The 16,112-nt window shown below is 64.4% G+C and carries 16 protein-coding genes; 6 read left to right on the top strand and 10 right to left on the bottom strand.

The window, feature by feature from the left end:
• Positions 1 to 62: 62 nt before the first annotated feature.
• The 3 genes from napE to AC1RKI_RS20695 all read right to left on the bottom strand — a co-directional run bounded on the left by napE (position 63) and on the right by AC1RKI_RS20695 (position 3,368).
• Complete coding sequence (napE, locus tag AC1RKI_RS20705) at positions 63 to 227, bottom strand: periplasmic nitrate reductase, NapE protein (protein ID WP_150979936.1); 165 nt, start codon at positions 225 to 227, stop codon at positions 63 to 65.
• A 304-nt stretch (positions 228 to 531) separates the two neighbouring features.
• Entirely contained in the window at positions 532 to 2,262 is a 1,731-nt protein-coding gene (locus AC1RKI_RS20700; protein WP_492796860.1) for an AMP-binding protein, read from the bottom strand.
• Positions 2,263 to 2,474: 212 nt separating this feature from the next.
• Positions 2,475 to 3,368 (bottom strand): LysR family transcriptional regulator, encoded by an 894-nt coding sequence (locus AC1RKI_RS20695; RefSeq protein WP_150979938.1) that lies wholly within the window; start codon positions 3,366 to 3,368, stop codon positions 2,475 to 2,477.
• 111 nt (positions 3,369 to 3,479) lie between these two features.
• On the opposite strand from AC1RKI_RS20695, the gene AC1RKI_RS20690 reads away from it, so the two are divergent.
• The 5 genes from AC1RKI_RS20690 to AC1RKI_RS20670 all read left to right on the top strand — a co-directional run bounded on the left by AC1RKI_RS20690 (position 3,480) and on the right by AC1RKI_RS20670 (position 8,528).
• A complete protein-coding gene (locus tag AC1RKI_RS20690; RefSeq protein WP_492796862.1) occupies positions 3,480 to 4,649 on the top strand; it encodes a CaiB/BaiF CoA transferase family protein in 1,170 nt (389 codons plus the stop codon).
• 96 nt (positions 4,650 to 4,745) lie between these two features.
• Complete coding sequence (locus AC1RKI_RS20685; protein WP_061959979.1) at positions 4,746 to 5,204, top strand: MaoC family dehydratase; 459 nt, start codon at positions 4,746 to 4,748, stop codon at positions 5,202 to 5,204.
• A gap of 89 nt (positions 5,205 to 5,293) precedes the next feature.
• The gene (locus tag AC1RKI_RS20680; RefSeq protein WP_407648943.1) at positions 5,294 to 6,274 is read left to right on the top strand and encodes a tripartite tricarboxylate transporter substrate binding protein; all 981 of its coding nucleotides are present in this window, start codon (positions 5,294 to 5,296) and stop codon (positions 6,272 to 6,274) included.
• Between the two features lie 24 nt (positions 6,275 to 6,298).
• Positions 6,299 to 7,459 carry an acyl-CoA dehydrogenase family protein gene (locus AC1RKI_RS20675; RefSeq protein WP_061959977.1) on the top strand — a complete coding sequence of 387 codons (1,161 nt, stop codon included), beginning with the start codon at positions 6,299 to 6,301 and terminating at the stop codon, positions 7,457 to 7,459.
• A 109-nt stretch (positions 7,460 to 7,568) separates the two neighbouring features.
• Positions 7,569 to 8,528, top strand: a complete 960-nt coding sequence (locus AC1RKI_RS20670) for an acyl-CoA dehydrogenase family protein (protein WP_492796864.1) — start codon at positions 7,569 to 7,571, stop codon at positions 8,526 to 8,528.
• Between the two features lie 125 nt (positions 8,529 to 8,653).
• Here the strand turns inward: AC1RKI_RS20670 and AC1RKI_RS20665 are convergent, their stop codons facing one another.
• The 7 genes from AC1RKI_RS20665 to AC1RKI_RS20635 form a co-directional block, all read right to left on the bottom strand.
• Positions 8,654 to 9,325: an MliC family protein gene (locus AC1RKI_RS20665; RefSeq protein ID WP_150979943.1), complete on the bottom strand. Its 672-nt coding sequence runs from the start codon at positions 9,323 to 9,325 to the stop codon at positions 8,654 to 8,656.
• Positions 9,326 to 9,346: 21 nt separating this feature from the next.
• Positions 9,347 to 9,739, bottom strand: coding sequence for a cupin domain-containing protein (locus tag AC1RKI_RS20660; RefSeq protein ID WP_061959972.1), 393 nt, complete (start codon positions 9,737 to 9,739; stop codon positions 9,347 to 9,349).
• Between the two features lie 30 nt (positions 9,740 to 9,769).
• Entirely contained in the window at positions 9,770 to 10,327 is a 558-nt protein-coding gene (locus tag AC1RKI_RS20655) for a type II toxin-antitoxin system VapC family toxin (RefSeq protein ID WP_492796866.1), read from the bottom strand.
• A gap of 629 nt (positions 10,328 to 10,956) precedes the next feature.
• Entirely contained in the window at positions 10,957 to 12,732 is a 1,776-nt protein-coding gene (gene treF, locus AC1RKI_RS20650) for an alpha,alpha-trehalase TreF (protein WP_492796868.1), read from the bottom strand.
• Entirely contained in the window at positions 12,719 to 13,486 is a 768-nt protein-coding gene (locus AC1RKI_RS20645) for an SDR family NAD(P)-dependent oxidoreductase (protein WP_492796870.1), read from the bottom strand. Before AC1RKI_RS20645 ends, treF begins: the two co-directional genes overlap by 14 nt.
• Positions 13,487 to 13,738: 252 nt before the next feature.
• Entirely contained in the window at positions 13,739 to 14,287 is a 549-nt protein-coding gene (locus AC1RKI_RS20640; protein WP_227461346.1) for a shikimate kinase, read from the bottom strand.
• A gap of 75 nt (positions 14,288 to 14,362) precedes the next feature.
• Positions 14,363 to 15,301, bottom strand: a complete 939-nt coding sequence (locus AC1RKI_RS20635) for a LysR substrate-binding domain-containing protein (protein WP_341248452.1) — start codon at positions 15,299 to 15,301, stop codon at positions 14,363 to 14,365.
• Between the two features lie 97 nt (positions 15,302 to 15,398).
• Here AC1RKI_RS20635 and pcaH point away from each other — a divergent pair, with 97 nt between their 5' ends.
• Positions 15,399 to 16,112 carry a protocatechuate 3,4-dioxygenase subunit beta gene (pcaH, locus tag AC1RKI_RS20630; protein ID WP_061959967.1) on the top strand — a complete coding sequence of 238 codons (714 nt, stop codon included), beginning with the start codon at positions 15,399 to 15,401 and terminating at the stop codon, positions 16,110 to 16,112.

Here is a 16,112-nt window from a genome sequence, read left to right as displayed (position 1 = left end):
AAGACTGCTTTTGCAGGAATTGATTTTTGCCATTGGCCTTTAAAGGCAATGGCTGCGATGCTTCAATGCGAAGGCGGACCGCTGATCAACTGGCTCATCCAGACAATGAAGCCATAGCCGGCCACGATCATGACGGTGAGTGCGGGCACCATCACGGCAGTCAGAAACAGGAAGCTGCGCAGTTCTTCCTTCTTGCGCTGCGGATCTTCCAGATGGTCCGATTCCATGTTTCCCCCGGCTCTGTGTACACCGTCGCCGGAGGGTGCTCCGGTTGTGCGTAACGTATTTAAGGAACCGGAACGATGGGCGTCAAGCAATGCACTCGTGCGAGCGTATGGCAGGTTTCGATGACCTCTGCGCGGTCCCGCGCCAAGACGGCGAATTAGAATCTTTCGGCACGGCTCTGAAATAAAAAGCACTGTTCGCGCCGCACTTGCGAAGTGAATATGGGTCCACGCCGGGGCGCGCGGCGTCGTGGAAACGTTCACGTCATGACATGGTGAAGCGCAGCGAGTCTCCTGGCTCGTCGTGCTACTGCGGGTCCGATTCGAGCAGCTTCTGCAGTTCCACCTTCTTCACCTTGCCGGTGGCTGTCATCGGAAATTCGTCCACCACGCGGATTTCCGGGACCTTGTAGCCGGCCATGTGGTCGCGGCACCAGGACGTCAGTGCCTGCGCCGACGTGTCGTGGTAACCGGCGCGCAGGCGAATGAATGCCACCGGCATCTGTCCGCGCTCGCGATCGGGCCGCGCGACGACGGCGGAGCCGAGTACCGCCGGATGGCGGCCCAGCAGCACCTCCAGTTCCGATGGAAACACGCTCATCCCGCGGACCTTGAGCATTTCCTTGCGACGTCCGAGGAAATGCAGATACCCCGCGTCGTCGTAGGCGCCGATATCTCCGGTACGGAACCAGCCGTCGCGCAGCGATTCGGCGGTCGCGTCGTCGCGTCCCCAGTAGCCCTTGAGCAGCGACGGCGTGCTCACCACGATTTCACCTTCCGCGCCAATCGGGAGCAGCGAGCCAGTTTCGAAATCGCAAATCTTGATGCGTGTACCGGGCACGGGCAGGCCCACGAAAATCGGGCGGCCGTGCAGATCCATATCGTCGCTCTGCATGCCGGTGGTAAAGGTGTCGCTGGTGTGCGTCTCCGTCATACCCCAGGCACCTTCGGCCAGCACGCCGCCGGTCAGCGATTGCCATTGGCGACGCAGATCGACCGTGAGTTTGCGAATGAACGATGCCACGCGCGTGTGTTGCAGCGAACGCAAGTCGTAGCGGTTCAGTTCGGGATGCTGCAGCACCTCCACGACGCTGTCGACCACCATGAAGGTGCGGTTGACGCGATAGCGGTCCACCGCCGCCATCACGGCTACCGGATCCCAGCGCGACAGCAGTATCAGCGTGGCGCCGCTAAAGATCGGATAGATCAGGCCCAGGTTCTCTCCGGCGATCCAGAACATCGGCAGGAAGTTGAGCATGACGTCGGCGCTCGGTTGCGCCGCGGCCAACGGCGCGTGCTCGCTGCTGACCGCCAGAGACGCCGCGGCGGTGTACAGCATGTCGCGTTGCGTGTGCATGCAGCCCTTGGGCATGCCGGTCGTGCCGCCGGTGTAGTTCAGCGCCGCCAGCGCATCGAGATCCACCTGCACGTCACGCACGTTGCCCGTGCACAGGCGAATCGCAGGCATCAGGTCGACGCAGCCCGGATGCTCGATGGGAGCGGCATCCAGGCCGGCAGGGATCGGCAGTGTTGGCTGTGAGGGAAGAAATTCGCCTGCCGACGTGCGGAACACAGTACCGACGCGCGTGACCGGCTTCACAGCCATCAGCATCGGCACCAGCGTGTCGAGCGCGATGGCCATTGTGGCGCCCGCATCGTTCAGTTCATAGGCCAGCTCGTGTTCCTTGAACAGCGGGTTGACCGGCACGTACACGGCGCCAAGCTTGAGGATCGCGTAGAACACGATGTGGAACTGCGGGCAATTGCCCAGCAATACCGCCACGCGCTCGCCCGCCCCGACGCCATGGCCGCGCAGCAATTCGGCGCAGCGTTCGCTCAGATCATCGAGTTCCGCATAGCTGATGGTGCGGCCGTAATAGATCAGCGCCGGATGGTCCGGCTGGATGCGCGCCCACGCGCGCAGCGATTCGCCAAGACTGACTTCGCCATGCGGGTAGTGCGGCGCTGTTGGCACCCCGGCTGGCCAGATGCGGCGGTGCCTTGCGTCGAGATCGGCGAAGAATACGCTTTCGTCCATCGTGTCTCCTGGCTCTTGTTGGGGCGAGTCCGGCGATGCGAGCTTTGCCATCCTCTCGACGACGAGGCAGCACAACAGCGCAGGCGCGATACCACGGCAATGCAAGCCAGAATGTACGTCGCGGCCAACAGCGCGCGGGCAACGATGGCGTAAGTTTCATGGCGGCCATGCACCGCCTCTATGGTTTTCGTTGCGGGGCGGAACGCGGGCGCTCAGCCCCGCGCGATTCGCTGCGCTGCAGCGATAAAGCGCTGTACGTGACGATCGTCGGCGTCCTGCCGGGTGGCCAGCGCAATGCCGATACGTGCGGTGGGACGCGGACTCGACAAGCGCAGAAAACGCACACGGCGATTGGTGTAGCGTGCCGCGACGCCCGGCACCAGCGCCACGCCGAGCCCGCTTTCCACCAGACTGACGATGGTTTGCACCTGCACCGCTTCCTGCGTGATGCGGGGCACAAAGCCGGCCTGCTGGCACAGCAACATCGCCACGGCCTGCAGGTTCGGCACGTCGGCGCTGGGATGCATGATGAATGGCTCGCCGGCCAGCGCCTTGAGGGCGATGCTGTCGTTGGCGGCAAACGGACTGTCTGCAGGCACCGCCGCGACGAAGGCGTCCGATTCGAGCGGCATCAGCTGGAATGGTCCGCTCGATAGAATCGGAAATCGCACCAGTCCGGCGTCCAGCTGGCCGCGTTCGATGCGGTCCAGGATCGTCGCCGAGGTCGATTCATGAAGGATCAGTTCGATCCCGGGATGGGCACCGCGAAACGCCGGAATCAACCTTGGCAGTAGCGCATACGTGGCGGATCCGACAAAGCCGATCCGCAGCGCGCCGCGCTCGCCCAGCCCCGCCGACTGCGCGGCGGCGCGCGCCTGATCCGCATGAAACAGCGCGCGGCGGGCATCGGTCAGCGCCGCTTCGCCAGCCTGCGTCAATTTCACGCCGCGCGTGGTGCGCACGAACAATGGCGTGCCTAGCGACGATTCCAGTTTTCGTATGGAGATCGATAGTGGCGGTTGTGCCATATGCAGCCGTTCGGCGGCACGGTGGAAATTGCCGGTTTCGGCAAGCACAACGAATTGCTGCAGCTGGCGCAGGTCCATGGTGATATGCAATGGATATCGCTTCCTAAAAATCTAATATTAGACGCAAGCGGCTCGCTGCACTACGCTGTGTCCTCGCCAGAATCACTAAAACAGTAGGAGACACCGCCTATGCTGCCCTTGTCAGGTATCCGGGTCGTCGATCTTTCGACGGTCGTGATGGGCCCCTATGCCAGTCAATGGCTGGCCGATCTGGGGGCGGAAGTCATCAAGGTGGAAACCCCGGAGGGCGATTCGACGCGCCGCACCGGCCCGGCTACTGAGGACGGTATGTCGGCAATTTTTCTTGGCGTGAACCGCAGCAAGAAGAGCGTGGTGCTGAACCTGAAGCAGCCGGCCGCCCAGACCGCGCTGCATCGCCTGCTGGCCACCGCCGATGTGCTGCTGCACAGCATGCGCCCGCAGAAGCTGGCCAGGCTGGACCTGGATCCGGCAAGCGTGATGGCACGTCACCCACGCCTGGTCTACGTGAGCCTTCTAGGTTTTGCCGAAGACGGCCCGTATGGAGGCCGTCCGGCCTACGACGACATCATTCAGGGATTGAGCGGCAATGCGGCATTGATGGCGGCGCAGACCGGCACCGTGCGCTATTTCCCAACCATCGCCGCCGACAAGACCAGCGGCCTGATCGCCGCGCTGTCGATTTCCGCCGCACTTGCAGGCCGCGAACGGCAGGGCGGCAAGGGTGGCATGGTGGAAGTACCGATGTTCGAATCGATGGTCGCCTTCAACATGGTGGAGCATCTGTACGGCCGGCATTTCGATCCGCCGCGCAGCGCCGCGGGCTATCCGCGCGTGCTCGCGCCGCTGCGTCGTCCCTACCAGAGCGCCGACGGCTACGTCTGCATGATGCCGTACACCGACGCGCATTGGCGCGACTTCTTCACCGCTGCCGGGCGCGACGATCTGGCTTCCGACGCACGTTTTGCCAATATCGGCGCACGCACGCGCCATATCGAGACGCTCTACGAGATCACCGGCGACATCGTGCGCACGCGCAGCACCGATGCGTGGCTGGCGCTGTGCGAAACGCTGCAGATTCCGGTGGCGCGCGTCAACGACCTCGACGATCTGGTCAACGATCCCCATCTGCTTGCCACCGGATTTTTCGATCGCGTGGATGACGCGGCGATGGGCACGCTGCGCTTTGCCGGCGCCCCGGTGCGCTTCGACGGCGAGCGCGCGCACGCTGGCGTGCCGCCGCGGCTGGGGGAACACACGCGAGAAGTTCTGGGCGCCGTCGGCATGAGCGATGCGGATATCGATGCGCTGGATCGCTGACACGGCCACCGCCTGCCATCGGTGGATCGCCGCCGCGTGCCGATTGTCCGATGGTCCCGCGCACTTTCATTTCATTCACGCATCGAGGAGACATCCATGACCGCACAGCCGCAACGCCTGGGACAAGGCTTTTATTGGCAGGACATCGAACAAGGACAGGTCTTCGAGACCTTCCGCCGCACGGTCACCGAAACCGACCTGGTCAACTTCATCTCCGTCACGGGCATGCTCGAGGCCATCTTTATCGAAGAGGGCTATGAAGCCGGTGCGATCAAGGGGCGACCGGTGCCAGCGGCGCTCACTTACGCGCTGATCGAGGGCTTCATCCTGCAGACGATGATCCAGGGCACGGGCCTGGCGATGCTGGAGCTGACGCAAAAGATCCACGGACCGGTAGTGGTGGGAGACACCATTCACGCGCGCATTACCGTCACCGGCATCCGGCCAACGTCGAAAAGCGGCCGCGCGGTGGTCGATTCGTCGATCGAGGTGTTCAACCAGCGCCAGGAACTGGTGATGACCTACACGGCGCGCCGCCTGCTGGCGGGGCGCTGACGTGGCGCGGCGGCGATATCACGCAACTACCGGAGGAGACAGATATGCCAGTACAGAGCAAAAATGCCAGGCATCACCCCAACCATCCAATGCGCCGGCGATGCGTGCTGGCGCTGGCGGGCTGCGCCGTAGCGGCGGCGGCATCGGCGTTGCCGGGCGCGGCGCTGGCTGCGACATACCCGGATCGGCCGATCCGGCTGGTGGTGCCATTCCCGCCCGGTGGCCCGACCGACCTCGTATCGCGCGTGATTGCGCGCAAGATGTCCGAAGATCTTGGACAGCAGGTGCTGGTGGACAACCGCCCGGGCGCCAACGGCAATATCGGCAATGAGATCGTCGCCAAGGCGCCGCCGGACGGCTATACGGTGCTGTACAACACGTCGTCGATCGCGCTGAGTCCGGCGCTCTATCGGAAGTTGCCCTACGACGTGAAGCGCGATCTGCTGCCCGTGGCCATGACGGCCAACGTGCCGCTGGTCCTGGAAGTCAACGCGCAGGTGTCCGCGAACACCGTTCCGGAATTCGTGGCGTGGCTCAAGGCCAATCCCGGCAAGATGACATACGGATCGGCCGGCAACGGCAATGTCACGCACCTGGCGGCATTCCTGTTCCTGCAGGCCAATGGGTTGGAAGCCGTGCATGCGCCGTACAAGGGCAGTGCGCCGGCGTTGACCGATCTGGCCAGCGGCCAGGTGCAGTTCATGACCGACACCATCAATTCATCGTTGCCGTTCATCCGCGACAAACGCATGAAGGCGCTGGCCGTCACCAGCAGTACTCGTAGCTCACAGTTGCCCGATGTACCGACGCTGGCCGAATCGGGGCTGCGCGGGTTCGATGTGGGCGCATGGCAGGGCATGATGGTGCCGGCCAGAACATCGCCGGACATCGTTCGCAGGCTCAATGCGGCGGCGCTCAAGGCGCTGGCATCGGCCGATGTGCGCGCCAGCCTCGCGGCGCAGGGTGCGGAGCCGCGTCCATCCAGCCCCGAAGCGTATGGCAAGTACGTATCGGAAGAAATCGACCGTTGGCAGAAGGTGGTCAAGGAAACCGGCGTGACGCTGGATTGAGCGGTTTCAAACGGGAGATCGACATTGCATGCTCTGTTTGCCACCTTTGCGCTGACGGCACTGCCGCCGCAAGCCGCTGCGTTCCGGCAGGACGTCAAGGCGTTTCTAAAGGAGCATCTGCCAGAGGTGCCCGCCGATGTGCGGGCGCGTTCCTGGATGGGATTCGACGCCGACTTCAGCCGCGCGCTGGCGCGCCGAGGATGGGTTGGTATCACGCTGCCCGCGCAGTATGGGGGCGCGGGGCTCGATGCGTTCTCGCGTTTCGTGCTGGTGGAGGAGTTGCTGGCGTGCGGCGCGCCGGTGTCCGCCCACTGGATAGCGGACCGGCAGAGCGGGCCGTTGATCCTGCGCTATGGCAGCGACGCGCAACGCGAGCGCTATCTGCCGCGCATCTGTCGCGGCGAAGCGTTCTTCTGCATCGGCATGAGCGAGCCCAATTCCGGATCGGACCTTGCCAGCGTGGTGACGCGTGCCGCGCCGCTGCCCGATGGCGGCTGGCGCCTGAACGGACGCAAGATCTGGACGACCAATGCCGATCGCTGCCACTACATGCTGGCGCTGGTCCGCACCTCGGGCGAGACGGGAGACCGGCAAAAAGGACTGTCGCAAATGATCGTCGATCTGTCCGCGCCGGGCGTGACGGTACGGCCAATTCGCGATCTGGCCGGCGACGCGCATTTCTCGGAGGTGGCGTTCGACGATGTGCACCTTCCCGCCGACTCGCTGGTGGGACAGGAGGGCGCAGGCTGGGAACAGGTCAACGCCGAATTGGCTTTCGAGCGTAGCGGACCCGAGCGGCTGTATTCCAGCGTGGTGCTGCTGGACGCGTGGATCGCCGCACTGCGTCGTCTTCCGGGCGTGCAGCGCGATACCGTGACCATCGGCCAGATCATGGGCAGGCTGGCGGCGCTGCGCGCGATGTCGCTGGCCGTCACCGCCCGCCTTGCTGCGGGTGAAAGTCCGCTGGTGGAAGCTGCGCTGGTCAAGGACCTTGGCACCACCCTAGAGCAGTCGATCGGCGCTCTGGCGGAAGCGGCGCTTGGCGATGACGCGGAACTGGCCGCGGATGCGGAGCTTTACCGCACCGCCGCGTATGTCAGCCAGATATCCCCAACGTATTCGCTGCGCGGCGGCACTCGCGAGATCCTGCGCGGCATGATTGCGCGCGGACTGGGCCTGCGTTAAGCGAAGCGGGGCAGCGTGGGCTGCTGGCGCCGTTATCGGAGCCAGCCGAGCCGCCCTGCATGAAGCGGTTGAAGGATCAAGCGATCAAGCGAAGTAACAGGAGAACGCAATGGACAACGTCTACTCGGATGCGCTGGAAGCCGTGCTGCGCGATCGCTGCACGCCCCCGATCGCGCGGGCTATCGAGGCCGGCGGCGATGCGGCGGCGTTGTGGGAGCCGCTGCAGCAAAGCGGCTTTGCGGATAGCTTGCGTCCTGAGGCGGGATTGTCGTTGCGCGATGTGCTGCCGATGCTGATGGCGATGGGATACCACGCGTTGCCCGTGCCACTGGCGCAGACGATGTTCGCGAGGGCGCTGCTCGACGCGGCTGGCGTGCCTGTGCCCGAGACGCCGATAGCGCTGGCCAGCTTCGATGGGCTGTCGCGCACGCATGCGGCGGACGGCGCTGCGGCCACATGGTTTCTGGTACAGCAGGGCGGTGGGGCTGCGCTGGCACATCGCGACACGGTGGACGTCCGGCGCACCGGCGTACACGGCGATCTGACGGTTTCGCTGGCGCGCTCGGCAGCCCAGGCGTTCCCGCTGCCGCCCGGTACGCTGCGCACGATTGGCGCCGCAATGCATGCGGCCCAAATGGCGGGTGCGATGGCCCGCGTGTTCGACCTGACACTGCAGTACGCCAACGATCGCACGCAATTTGGACGCAGCATTGGCAAGTTTCAGGCGATCCAGCATCAGATCAGCGTGATGGCCGAGTACGTCGCCGCTGCGCGCATGGCAGCGCAGATCGCATGTTCGGCGGCCGGAGCGATGCCCGATCGCATGCAGGCGGCGATCGGCAAGTTCAATGCGAGCGATGCGGTCGTGCCTGTCACGTCGATCGCCCACGCGGTGCACGGCGCGATCGGTGTTACCGAGGAATACGAGTTACAGCGCTATACGCGCCGCCTGCACGCGTGGCGCGTGGCGGACGGATCGGACCGATACTGGGCACGTGAGATCGGCAGGGCGGCGTGCGAGAGCGATACGACAGCGGTGGATACGCTACGCGCCTGGGGCGACGACTGAAGGCCGGCCAGTGAAGACCAGTCAGTGAAGGCCGACCAGTGAAGACCAGCGATCGAAGGTCGGCGATTGAGATGGATTCGGACCGCCCCGCATCTGACGCGCCCGTATGCGCTGTCCCGCGTCGATCAGTAGGATGTCACTTCCACGCGGCAACTGGCCTCGGCCTTGCCCGGTAACGTAACCTGGGCGTCGGGGCCCTTGTCCCAGAACAGCGCTTCGCTGTCGTTCACGGTGGCGGCGTAGCGCGCGCCCGACGCCGCGGGCGTTTGTCGCAGTACCAGGCGCTGGTCAAGCCAGCGCAGGTAAGCGTAGCCGGGATCCGTCTGTACAAAGGTGCCGGCGATCACTGCCTCGCCGGGGCAACGAATATTGAATGGGCCGCGGCTGATGCCCTTGTTGTCCTGCGTGCGTGCCCCCGCATAGGTGTGACGTAGTTCGTAGATGCGCTCAAGGTAACTGTTTGCGGTGCACAGGCGCGCGTCGTCGGCCTTTGCGCAGTCGTTGCGGCCGCGCAGCCAACCGCGCTGGCCGGCCAGCAGCATCTTCTTCTGCGCCGTTGGCAAGGACCGCGAATCGAGCGCCAGTCCGTAGAGGCGCGTGGTCTCGCGATCCAACTGGGCCAGCGTGTCGTCCTTGCAGACCATTTGCTCGATGTCTTCGTGCGCATTCTTGCAATCGAAACTCGGGCCGGCAGCTTGCGCGGCGCCTGCGGGGGAAAATCCAGCCGACACGGCGGCAAGGGTCACGGCAAGTGCTGCGCTGGATGCGACAGTGGCGAGGACGGGACGGCGGATCATGAAAAATCTCCTGCGGACCTATCAGCCCGCGTTGCGGTCGATCACGACGAAGTGCTTGCGTACCGGTTCCAGAACCTCGAACACGCCCTCGAAGCCGGCGGGGATGACGCAGGCGTCCCCGGGGCCGAACTCGCGCGCGTCGCCTGCGTGGCTGGTAATGCGCAGGCGCCCGCTGATCACGTGGAAAAATTCTTCCTTGCCAGCCGGAAACGCAATGCGCCAGGCTCCCGGCTCGCATGTCCAGATGCCGCAGTCGAAATCGCCTTGCGCGGCGCTGTAGTGCGTCCAGGTGGTCCGGTTCGGGTTGCCTCTGACCAGGCGATCCGGGCGCGGATTGTCGTGGGCAGGGGTGGGCGTGGCGCGGAAATCGGTCAGGAATGGAGCCGGCGTGGCTGATAGGTTGGAATCGGACACGGCGAAGGATCGACGAAGTGCGTAAAGCCGTTAGTGTAGCCGCGTGCCTGCGTGGCACTGCGGGTTTTGTCCCAGGTGGGACGCATGGCCCGACATCTGGATAGGGAGGCCGGACAAACCACGGTGGGCATTGCAGGGTCGGCATAACCCGGGGCTTGAGTGAGAGGAATGGTCGTCGAACGGATTGAGGATGCGCACGCCGGTGTTCCGGAAATCGCGCACATTGCGCGTCACGACGGTCAATCGGTGGATCAACGCTGTGGCGGCAATCAGCGTGTCGAGCGTGTTATGCGGATCGGGCACGCTTAGATGGCCCCACAGGTCGACGATGCGCGCGTCGATGCCAAGGACGCGGTCAAAGTAGCGGCGCTGCAGGCCAAGCAGCCATTCATCCAGCACTTCGCATTGCTGCTGATCGCCGCGGAAACGTTTCAGTTCGACGCCCCGACGCAGTTCGCCCATGGTGACGACGGAAAGATAGATCGGCTGGTCTTCTGCTTCGGCGTCTTCGAAGAAGGCGACGACGCCTCGATTGGCGCGTCGTCCCTTTCGGTATTCGCTGATGACGTTGGTATCGACGAGATACATGAACCGTGCCCCGTCACTGGATACGCGCGAAATCTGCGTCGTCGAACGCGTCGCCTGGCGGAATCGAGCGAAGGAACGCCGCAAACGTCATCCTGCATTTGGTCCCCGAGGGCTTGTCGGGCCTGGACGTTTGCCCGTCCACAGTGGGGGTTGCGGCGGGATCGGCTGTGCTGCCGGCGTCGCTGTCAATCGGCTTGGCGTCTTTGGGAGGTCTTGATGGTTTCTGCATGATGGTCATCCTTTGGATGTGATGGACAAGCCATGATCATGCACCTGGAAGGGCCCGAAATTTGTGTCCACCTGTGACGGCCACATTGATGCTGGACAACAACTGTGCAGGCTGTGGGAAGGCGCCGATGTGGGCGCGCAAAGAAATACCCCGACGCGCGGGATCGTCGGGGTAGTAAGAGTTGCCAAGTCGTTTCGGGTCGTGTCGATTGACCCTGCGGTAAGTTAGCAGTCGTGCGCTTGCGGCGCCAATAACTCACATGAGTTATTGCGAAAGGGCGCCTTCGGGGCAAAACCCGGACCGCTCGCTTCACGGTTCTGAACAAGGGAACACAATTCGAAAGAGCCGGCGAGAATGATCCGCCACGCCTTGTCGCGGCGTAGTCGCGTGCTCTTTCGCGCTAATCTGCGGCGCCGGACCGCGCGGCGGCGGCCCGTGCCATGGCATGTTCCGGAAATTGCGACAGTAGCGCGCTCACCACGCCGTTGGTCCATCCAAAGCCGTCCTGTAGCGGATATTCCCCGCCGCTGCCGCCCTTCGCCCCGTCCTGTCTGGGCAGTAATCGATACTTTTCCACCAGCTTGTATTCGTGCGTATAGAGGCTGGCCACCGTATTCAGCCATCGGTGGGCAATGTCGTCGGCAAGATCCGCAAATCCGTAATGGCGCAGCCCCACTATGCCGATCCACTGCAGTGGTGCCCAGCCGTTTGGACGGTCCCATTGTTGGCCGGAATCGATCCGGGTCGTGGCGAGCCCCCCGTCCTCGATCAGCTGCGCCGCGGTGATCGACGCGACGCCACTTGCCTGCTGCGGGCTAGCCAGCCCGACAAACAGCGGCATCAGCGTGGCGGCGCACAGTTGCGAGCGCCGCGCGCCGCGATGCCAGTCGAAATCGAAAAAGGCGCCGGTCGTTTCGTCCCACATGAGCGCGTCGATCGCCACGCGGCGACGCTCCGCCGCCTCGCGATATCGCCCTGCGTCGGCGTGGTTGCCCGCCCGGTCGGATAATGCGGCCAGCCGGCATTCAGCGTGCCACAGCAGAGCGTTGAGATCGACGGGTAGGATCGCCGTGGTGCGGATCGATGCCAGGTCGCACTCGACGTGGTCCTGCACGAATTCGGGTTCGCACCAGCGCGAACTGAAATCCCAGCCCGACTCCGCCGCCGCGCGCAAATCGCGGTACACCAGGTGGGCGGGTCGCCCGCTGCGGCGTGCCGTCTCCACGTCTTCCAGATACGCCTCCTCGCGCGGATGGGCGCGGTCATCCCAATAGCGGTTCAGCAGGGCGCCGCCCGGCAGGCACACCGTGCGCCGCCAGGCGCTGCCCGGTTGCAGGTGTGCGCTGCCATCCATCCAGAAGTCGTACTCCTTGCGCAATTGCGGCAGGTAGCGCAGGGCCGTGTCGACGCCGTGGTTTTCGAACAGGTCCACCATCAGCGTGAAAACGGGCGGCTGCGAGCGGCTCAGGTAGTACGATCGCGTGCCGTTCGGCACATGGCCGTAGGTATCGAGCAGATAGGCGAAGTTATCGGCCATCGCACGCATCAGGTCGCACCGCCCGCTGGCCGACAGGCCCAGCATCGTGAAATACGAATCCCAGTAGTACAGCTCGCGGAAGCGCCCGCCCGGCACCACATACGGTTGCGGCAGTGGCAGCAACGAGCATTGCGGCGGATGTTCCGTGGGCTCGCGCGTCAGCACCGGCCACAGGCCATCGATATGCTCGCGCAGCGAATTGTCAGGATTCGATACATAGTTGTCGTCCGGGATGGTTTCTCGGGCGAAATGGGCGCACACGAAGCCCTCGAGCGAGAAATCCGGCGCCTCGCGCTCTGCGCGATAGCGCGCGAGGATGGCATCGGGTTCGTACAGCGGAATGCAGTCCGGAAACGTTTTGCTGTCGCGGAACATGCCGCTGGCCTGCACCGCGACAAAGAGTTCGGCGTAGCGTTCCGCTGGAGACAGCGCGTCTGGTATGTCATGGCCGGCCAGCGCGGCGGGTGCCGGGCAGGGCAGATGCGTGACGGATGGCGCGTGGGCGTGGCAATGCATGGGCCCGTGCGTGCTATCGGCGCGGCGAGCCGCAGCGTGCGGCGTGGCATCCGCCTGGGCCTCGGTGGTCTGGACGACTGCGTGCGGCACGCCGTTGCCGCGCGGCGCATCATTGTTCGGCATAGTTCCACAGCAATCCGCCGTCGATCACCAGCGTGGCGCCGGTGATGTAATCGGCCTCGGCGCTGGCCAGGTACGCCACCAAGCCGGCCACTTCGGCCGGGCGTCCCAGACGAGCGAGCGGTATGTCGTCGATGAGCGCCTGGAGTTGGGCGCGATCCGCCATCAGGTTGCGATTGATCGGCGTCTCGATGGCTCCGGGCGCGATGTTGTTGACGGTGATGCCAAGCGGCGCCAGTTCGATGGCCAGGTTGCGCATCATCATGCGAAGCCCGCCCTTGCTTGCGCAGTAGCTGGTGAAATGCGGGAACGGCAGTTCTTCATGGACGGAACTGATGTTGATGATTTTGCCGCCGCATTTGCGTGCCTGCAGATGCCTGACAAAAAACTGCGTGAGGAAAAACGGGCCTTTGAGATTGGTGTCGAGCACGCGGTCGTAATCGGTCTCGGTGACTTCCGTGAACGGAGCACGGATTTCCACGCCTGCGTTGTTGACCAGGATGTCGAGCCTGCCGGCCAGGCGAGAGCCCTCGTCGATCAAAGCGGCAGCCTGCGCCACGTTGCCGATATCCGCGGCCACGACAAAGGCGCGGCGGCCGGCGGCGCGCACTGCGTCGGCGATCTCGTCGGCCTTGGCATCGTGGCGATGCACCGCGATCACGACGTCGGCGCCCTCTTGCGCCAGCCGCAGGGCAATTGCTTGTCCGATCCCGCCAGCGCCCCCAGTGACAAGGGCCGTCCTGTCTTGCAAACGCATGCTCGGTACTCCTGTAGCGCAGGCGGGCAGACGCGCTGCCCGCTTGCCCGAAAATCATTGCAAACCGCGGTAGCCGCCCACGCGTCACTCTTCCACGCATGGCAAGCGGTGCGACTCGCCGAAAGGCTTTCGACAATGGGGTTTCGACCATGGCGATGGAGTGAAGATCCACGCCGAAACCCATGCCAGCAGGGTGCCATAGGCGAGTCGAAGGCGCTGTAAGACGATTCTGAAACCGCTGTCGGGTGCGGTTCAGGCGTGCGGCACCGTGTCGCTGGCGGTCAGTCCCAAGGCTGTGAGCACGTGGCCGGCCGCCTGCGCGACGCTCCCGGTGTGGGCCGGCATGATGATGTGGGCGATCTCACGGTAGATTGGATCGCGTTCGCGGAAAAGCGCCTCCAGCCGCGCGCGCGGATTGCTGGTCTGCAGCAGCGGACGGTTGCGGTTGCGCCGGGTGCGCCGCCATAGATCGGGCAGCGTGGCGTCCAGATAGATCACATGGCCGCGCGAGCGCAGCATTTCGCGGTTCTCGGGCCGCAGCACCGCACCGCCTCCGGTGGCCAGCACGATGCCGCTGCGACGCGTCAATTCGTCGACCATGCGTGTTTCACGCCGCCGGAAACCGTCTTCGCCTTCCAGTTCAAAAATGGTGGCGATGCGCACGCCGCAGCGCGCCTCGATTTCGTGATCGGTGTCATAGAACGGCCGGCCGAGCATGCGTGCGACGGTCCGACCCACCGACGTCTTGCCGGCGCCCATGAAGCCGATAAAAAAGAGGTTGGTGTCCTGGTCCAGGTGCATGCGTCGCAGCGATCCGTGCCGATGCGCGCAACGGTAGCACGTCTGGTGCGTCTGCACAGGCAAAGGCATTGCTGTTCAAACAGCTGCTGCAATTTGCCGGATGGTTTCGGCAAATGCTTCGGCCACCGGTTCCAGTACGCGATCGCTGCGCCGAAGCAGGCCGATCGGTTCCTCGGTGCCCTGGGTGTCGATGGCCAACAGCGTCATTTCCCCGGCCGCCACGGCGCGCCGCGTGGCGGACATCGGCGCGGCCCACACGCCGTCGCCTTGCGCGGTCACCAGCCGGCCCAGGTAGGCATCGGCCGTTTCAAGGCAGCCGTCGGGCAGCGTCAGGCCGTGCCGTGCCAGCAGGCTTTCGGTGCTATGGCGCGGGATCGATCCGACCGCCGGTACTACCAGCGGCCACGCCAGCACGTCGGCCACGCCCAAGCGCGGCTGTTCCGCCAGCGGATGGCCGGCGCGCACGGCAAACACCAACGGCTCACCGGCCAGCGATTCGAACCACAGTCCTTCCATGGCAGCGGGATCGTCCATGCGGCCGATCACCACATCGAGCAAGTCGGCCTTGAGCCAGTCGATCAGCGTCCGATTCATGCCGCTCTGCACGGCCAGCCCCACGTCGGGATGAAGTGTGCGAAACCGCGTGACTGCATCCAGCAGCAGCGCCGGCACGATGCTAGGCAAGGCGCCGACGCGAATGCGCTCCTGGGTGCGCGCGTGCGCGCCGACAAGGCTGTCCGCGGCCGCATCGATGTCGCCGACAATGCGCAGCGCGTGGCGCAGGAAGCGCATGCCGGCGGCGGTCAGCGTGGTGCCGGCGCGCTGACGTACAAGCAGCCGCGCGCCCGCCAGTTCCTCAAGCTCGCTTAGCGTTTTCGACACGGCGGGCTGGGTCAGACCTAATTGCTCGCCCGCGCGCCCCAAATGCTGGGTCTGCGCCACGGCTACAAAGCAATGCAGATGTCGCAAACGAATTCGGGTGCGGAAAGCATCTGAGGAAAGCGCAGCTTGCATAAATAAAATTCATATAAATTGCAAACAAACTCAATTTACATGACTTCTTGACTTCAATACAGTCGCGTCACTCCACTACCTCACCCCGGAGACAGCGATGCCCCCACGCTCCGATCGCCCCGCGCCGTACCGCCGGCCGTACTGGAACACCCAGCCGGATTATCGTTACGACCCCTATGCATCCACGCAACTGCGCGCGCCGACGCAACCGCTGATCGCGCTGCCGCAGTCGTTGTCGGAAGTGACCGGTCCGACCTTCGGCCCCGAATTCGTCCGCGCAGGCGATAACGACCTGACCGTCGGCAACGGCGGCGAGCCCATCGGCGAACGCATGCTCGTCACGGGCCGCGTGCTCGACGAAAACGGCCGCCCCGTGCCGAACGCGCTGATCGAAATCTGGCAGGCCAATGCTGCAGGCCGCTACACGCACCGCCGCGATCAGCATGACGCGCCGCTCGACCCGCATTTCTCGGGCGAGGGACGCACCATCACCGATGCCAACGGTCACTATCAGTTCAAGACGATCAAGCCCGGCGCATACCCCTGGCGCAACCACCACAATGCCTGGCGGCCGCAGCACATTCATTTCTCGCTGTTCGGCAATGCATATGCCACGCGACTGGTGACGCAGATGTATTTCCCCGGCGATCCGCTGCTCGCCTATGACCCGATCTTCCAGTGCGTGCCGGACGAAAAGGCGCGCAACCGTCTGATTGCAGGTTTCGACTGGGAGACCACTTCGCCCGAGTACGCACTCGGTTACCGGTTCGATATCGTCTTGCGTGGCCGCGATGCCACGCCAATGGAGTAA

Source organism: Cupriavidus sp. GW822-FHT06G04, assembly GCF_058799075.1.
This window is presented reverse-complemented; position numbering and strand designations above follow the sequence as displayed.

Coding starts and splice junctions, on each gene's coding strand:
- AC1RKI_RS20685 (WP_061959979.1), top strand. CDS start 4,746: ATGACCGCACAGCCGCAACGCCTGGGACAAGGCTTTTATTGGCAGGAC.
- treF (WP_492796868.1), bottom strand. CDS start 12,732: ATGCCGAACAATGATGCGCCGCGCGGCAACGGCGTGCCGCACGCAGTC.
- AC1RKI_RS20665 (WP_150979943.1), bottom strand. CDS start 9,325: ATGATCCGCCGTCCCGTCCTCGCCACTGTCGCATCCAGCGCAGCACTT.
- AC1RKI_RS20635 (WP_341248452.1), bottom strand. CDS start 15,301: ATGCAAGCTGCGCTTTCCTCAGATGCTTTCCGCACCCGAATTCGTTTG.
- AC1RKI_RS20670 (WP_492796864.1), top strand. CDS start 7,569: ATGGACAACGTCTACTCGGATGCGCTGGAAGCCGTGCTGCGCGATCGC.
- napE (WP_150979936.1), bottom strand. CDS start 227: ATGGAATCGGACCATCTGGAAGATCCGCAGCGCAAGAAGGAAGAACTG.
- AC1RKI_RS20680 (WP_407648943.1), top strand. CDS start 5,294: ATGCGCCGGCGATGCGTGCTGGCGCTGGCGGGCTGCGCCGTAGCGGCG.
- AC1RKI_RS20690 (WP_492796862.1), top strand. CDS start 3,480: ATGCTGCCCTTGTCAGGTATCCGGGTCGTCGATCTTTCGACGGTCGTG.
- AC1RKI_RS20655 (WP_492796866.1), bottom strand. CDS start 10,327: ATGTATCTCGTCGATACCAACGTCATCAGCGAATACCGAAAGGGACGA.
- pcaH (WP_061959967.1), top strand. CDS start 15,399: ATGCCCCCACGCTCCGATCGCCCCGCGCCGTACCGCCGGCCGTACTGG.
- AC1RKI_RS20645 (WP_492796870.1), bottom strand. CDS start 13,486: ATGCGTTTGCAAGACAGGACGGCCCTTGTCACTGGGGGCGCTGGCGGG.
- AC1RKI_RS20695 (WP_150979938.1), bottom strand. CDS start 3,368: ATGGACCTGCGCCAGCTGCAGCAATTCGTTGTGCTTGCCGAAACCGGC.
- AC1RKI_RS20640 (WP_227461346.1), bottom strand. CDS start 14,287: ATGCACCTGGACCAGGACACCAACCTCTTTTTTATCGGCTTCATGGGC.
- AC1RKI_RS20700 (WP_492796860.1), bottom strand. CDS start 2,262: ATGGACGAAAGCGTATTCTTCGCCGATCTCGACGCAAGGCACCGCCGC.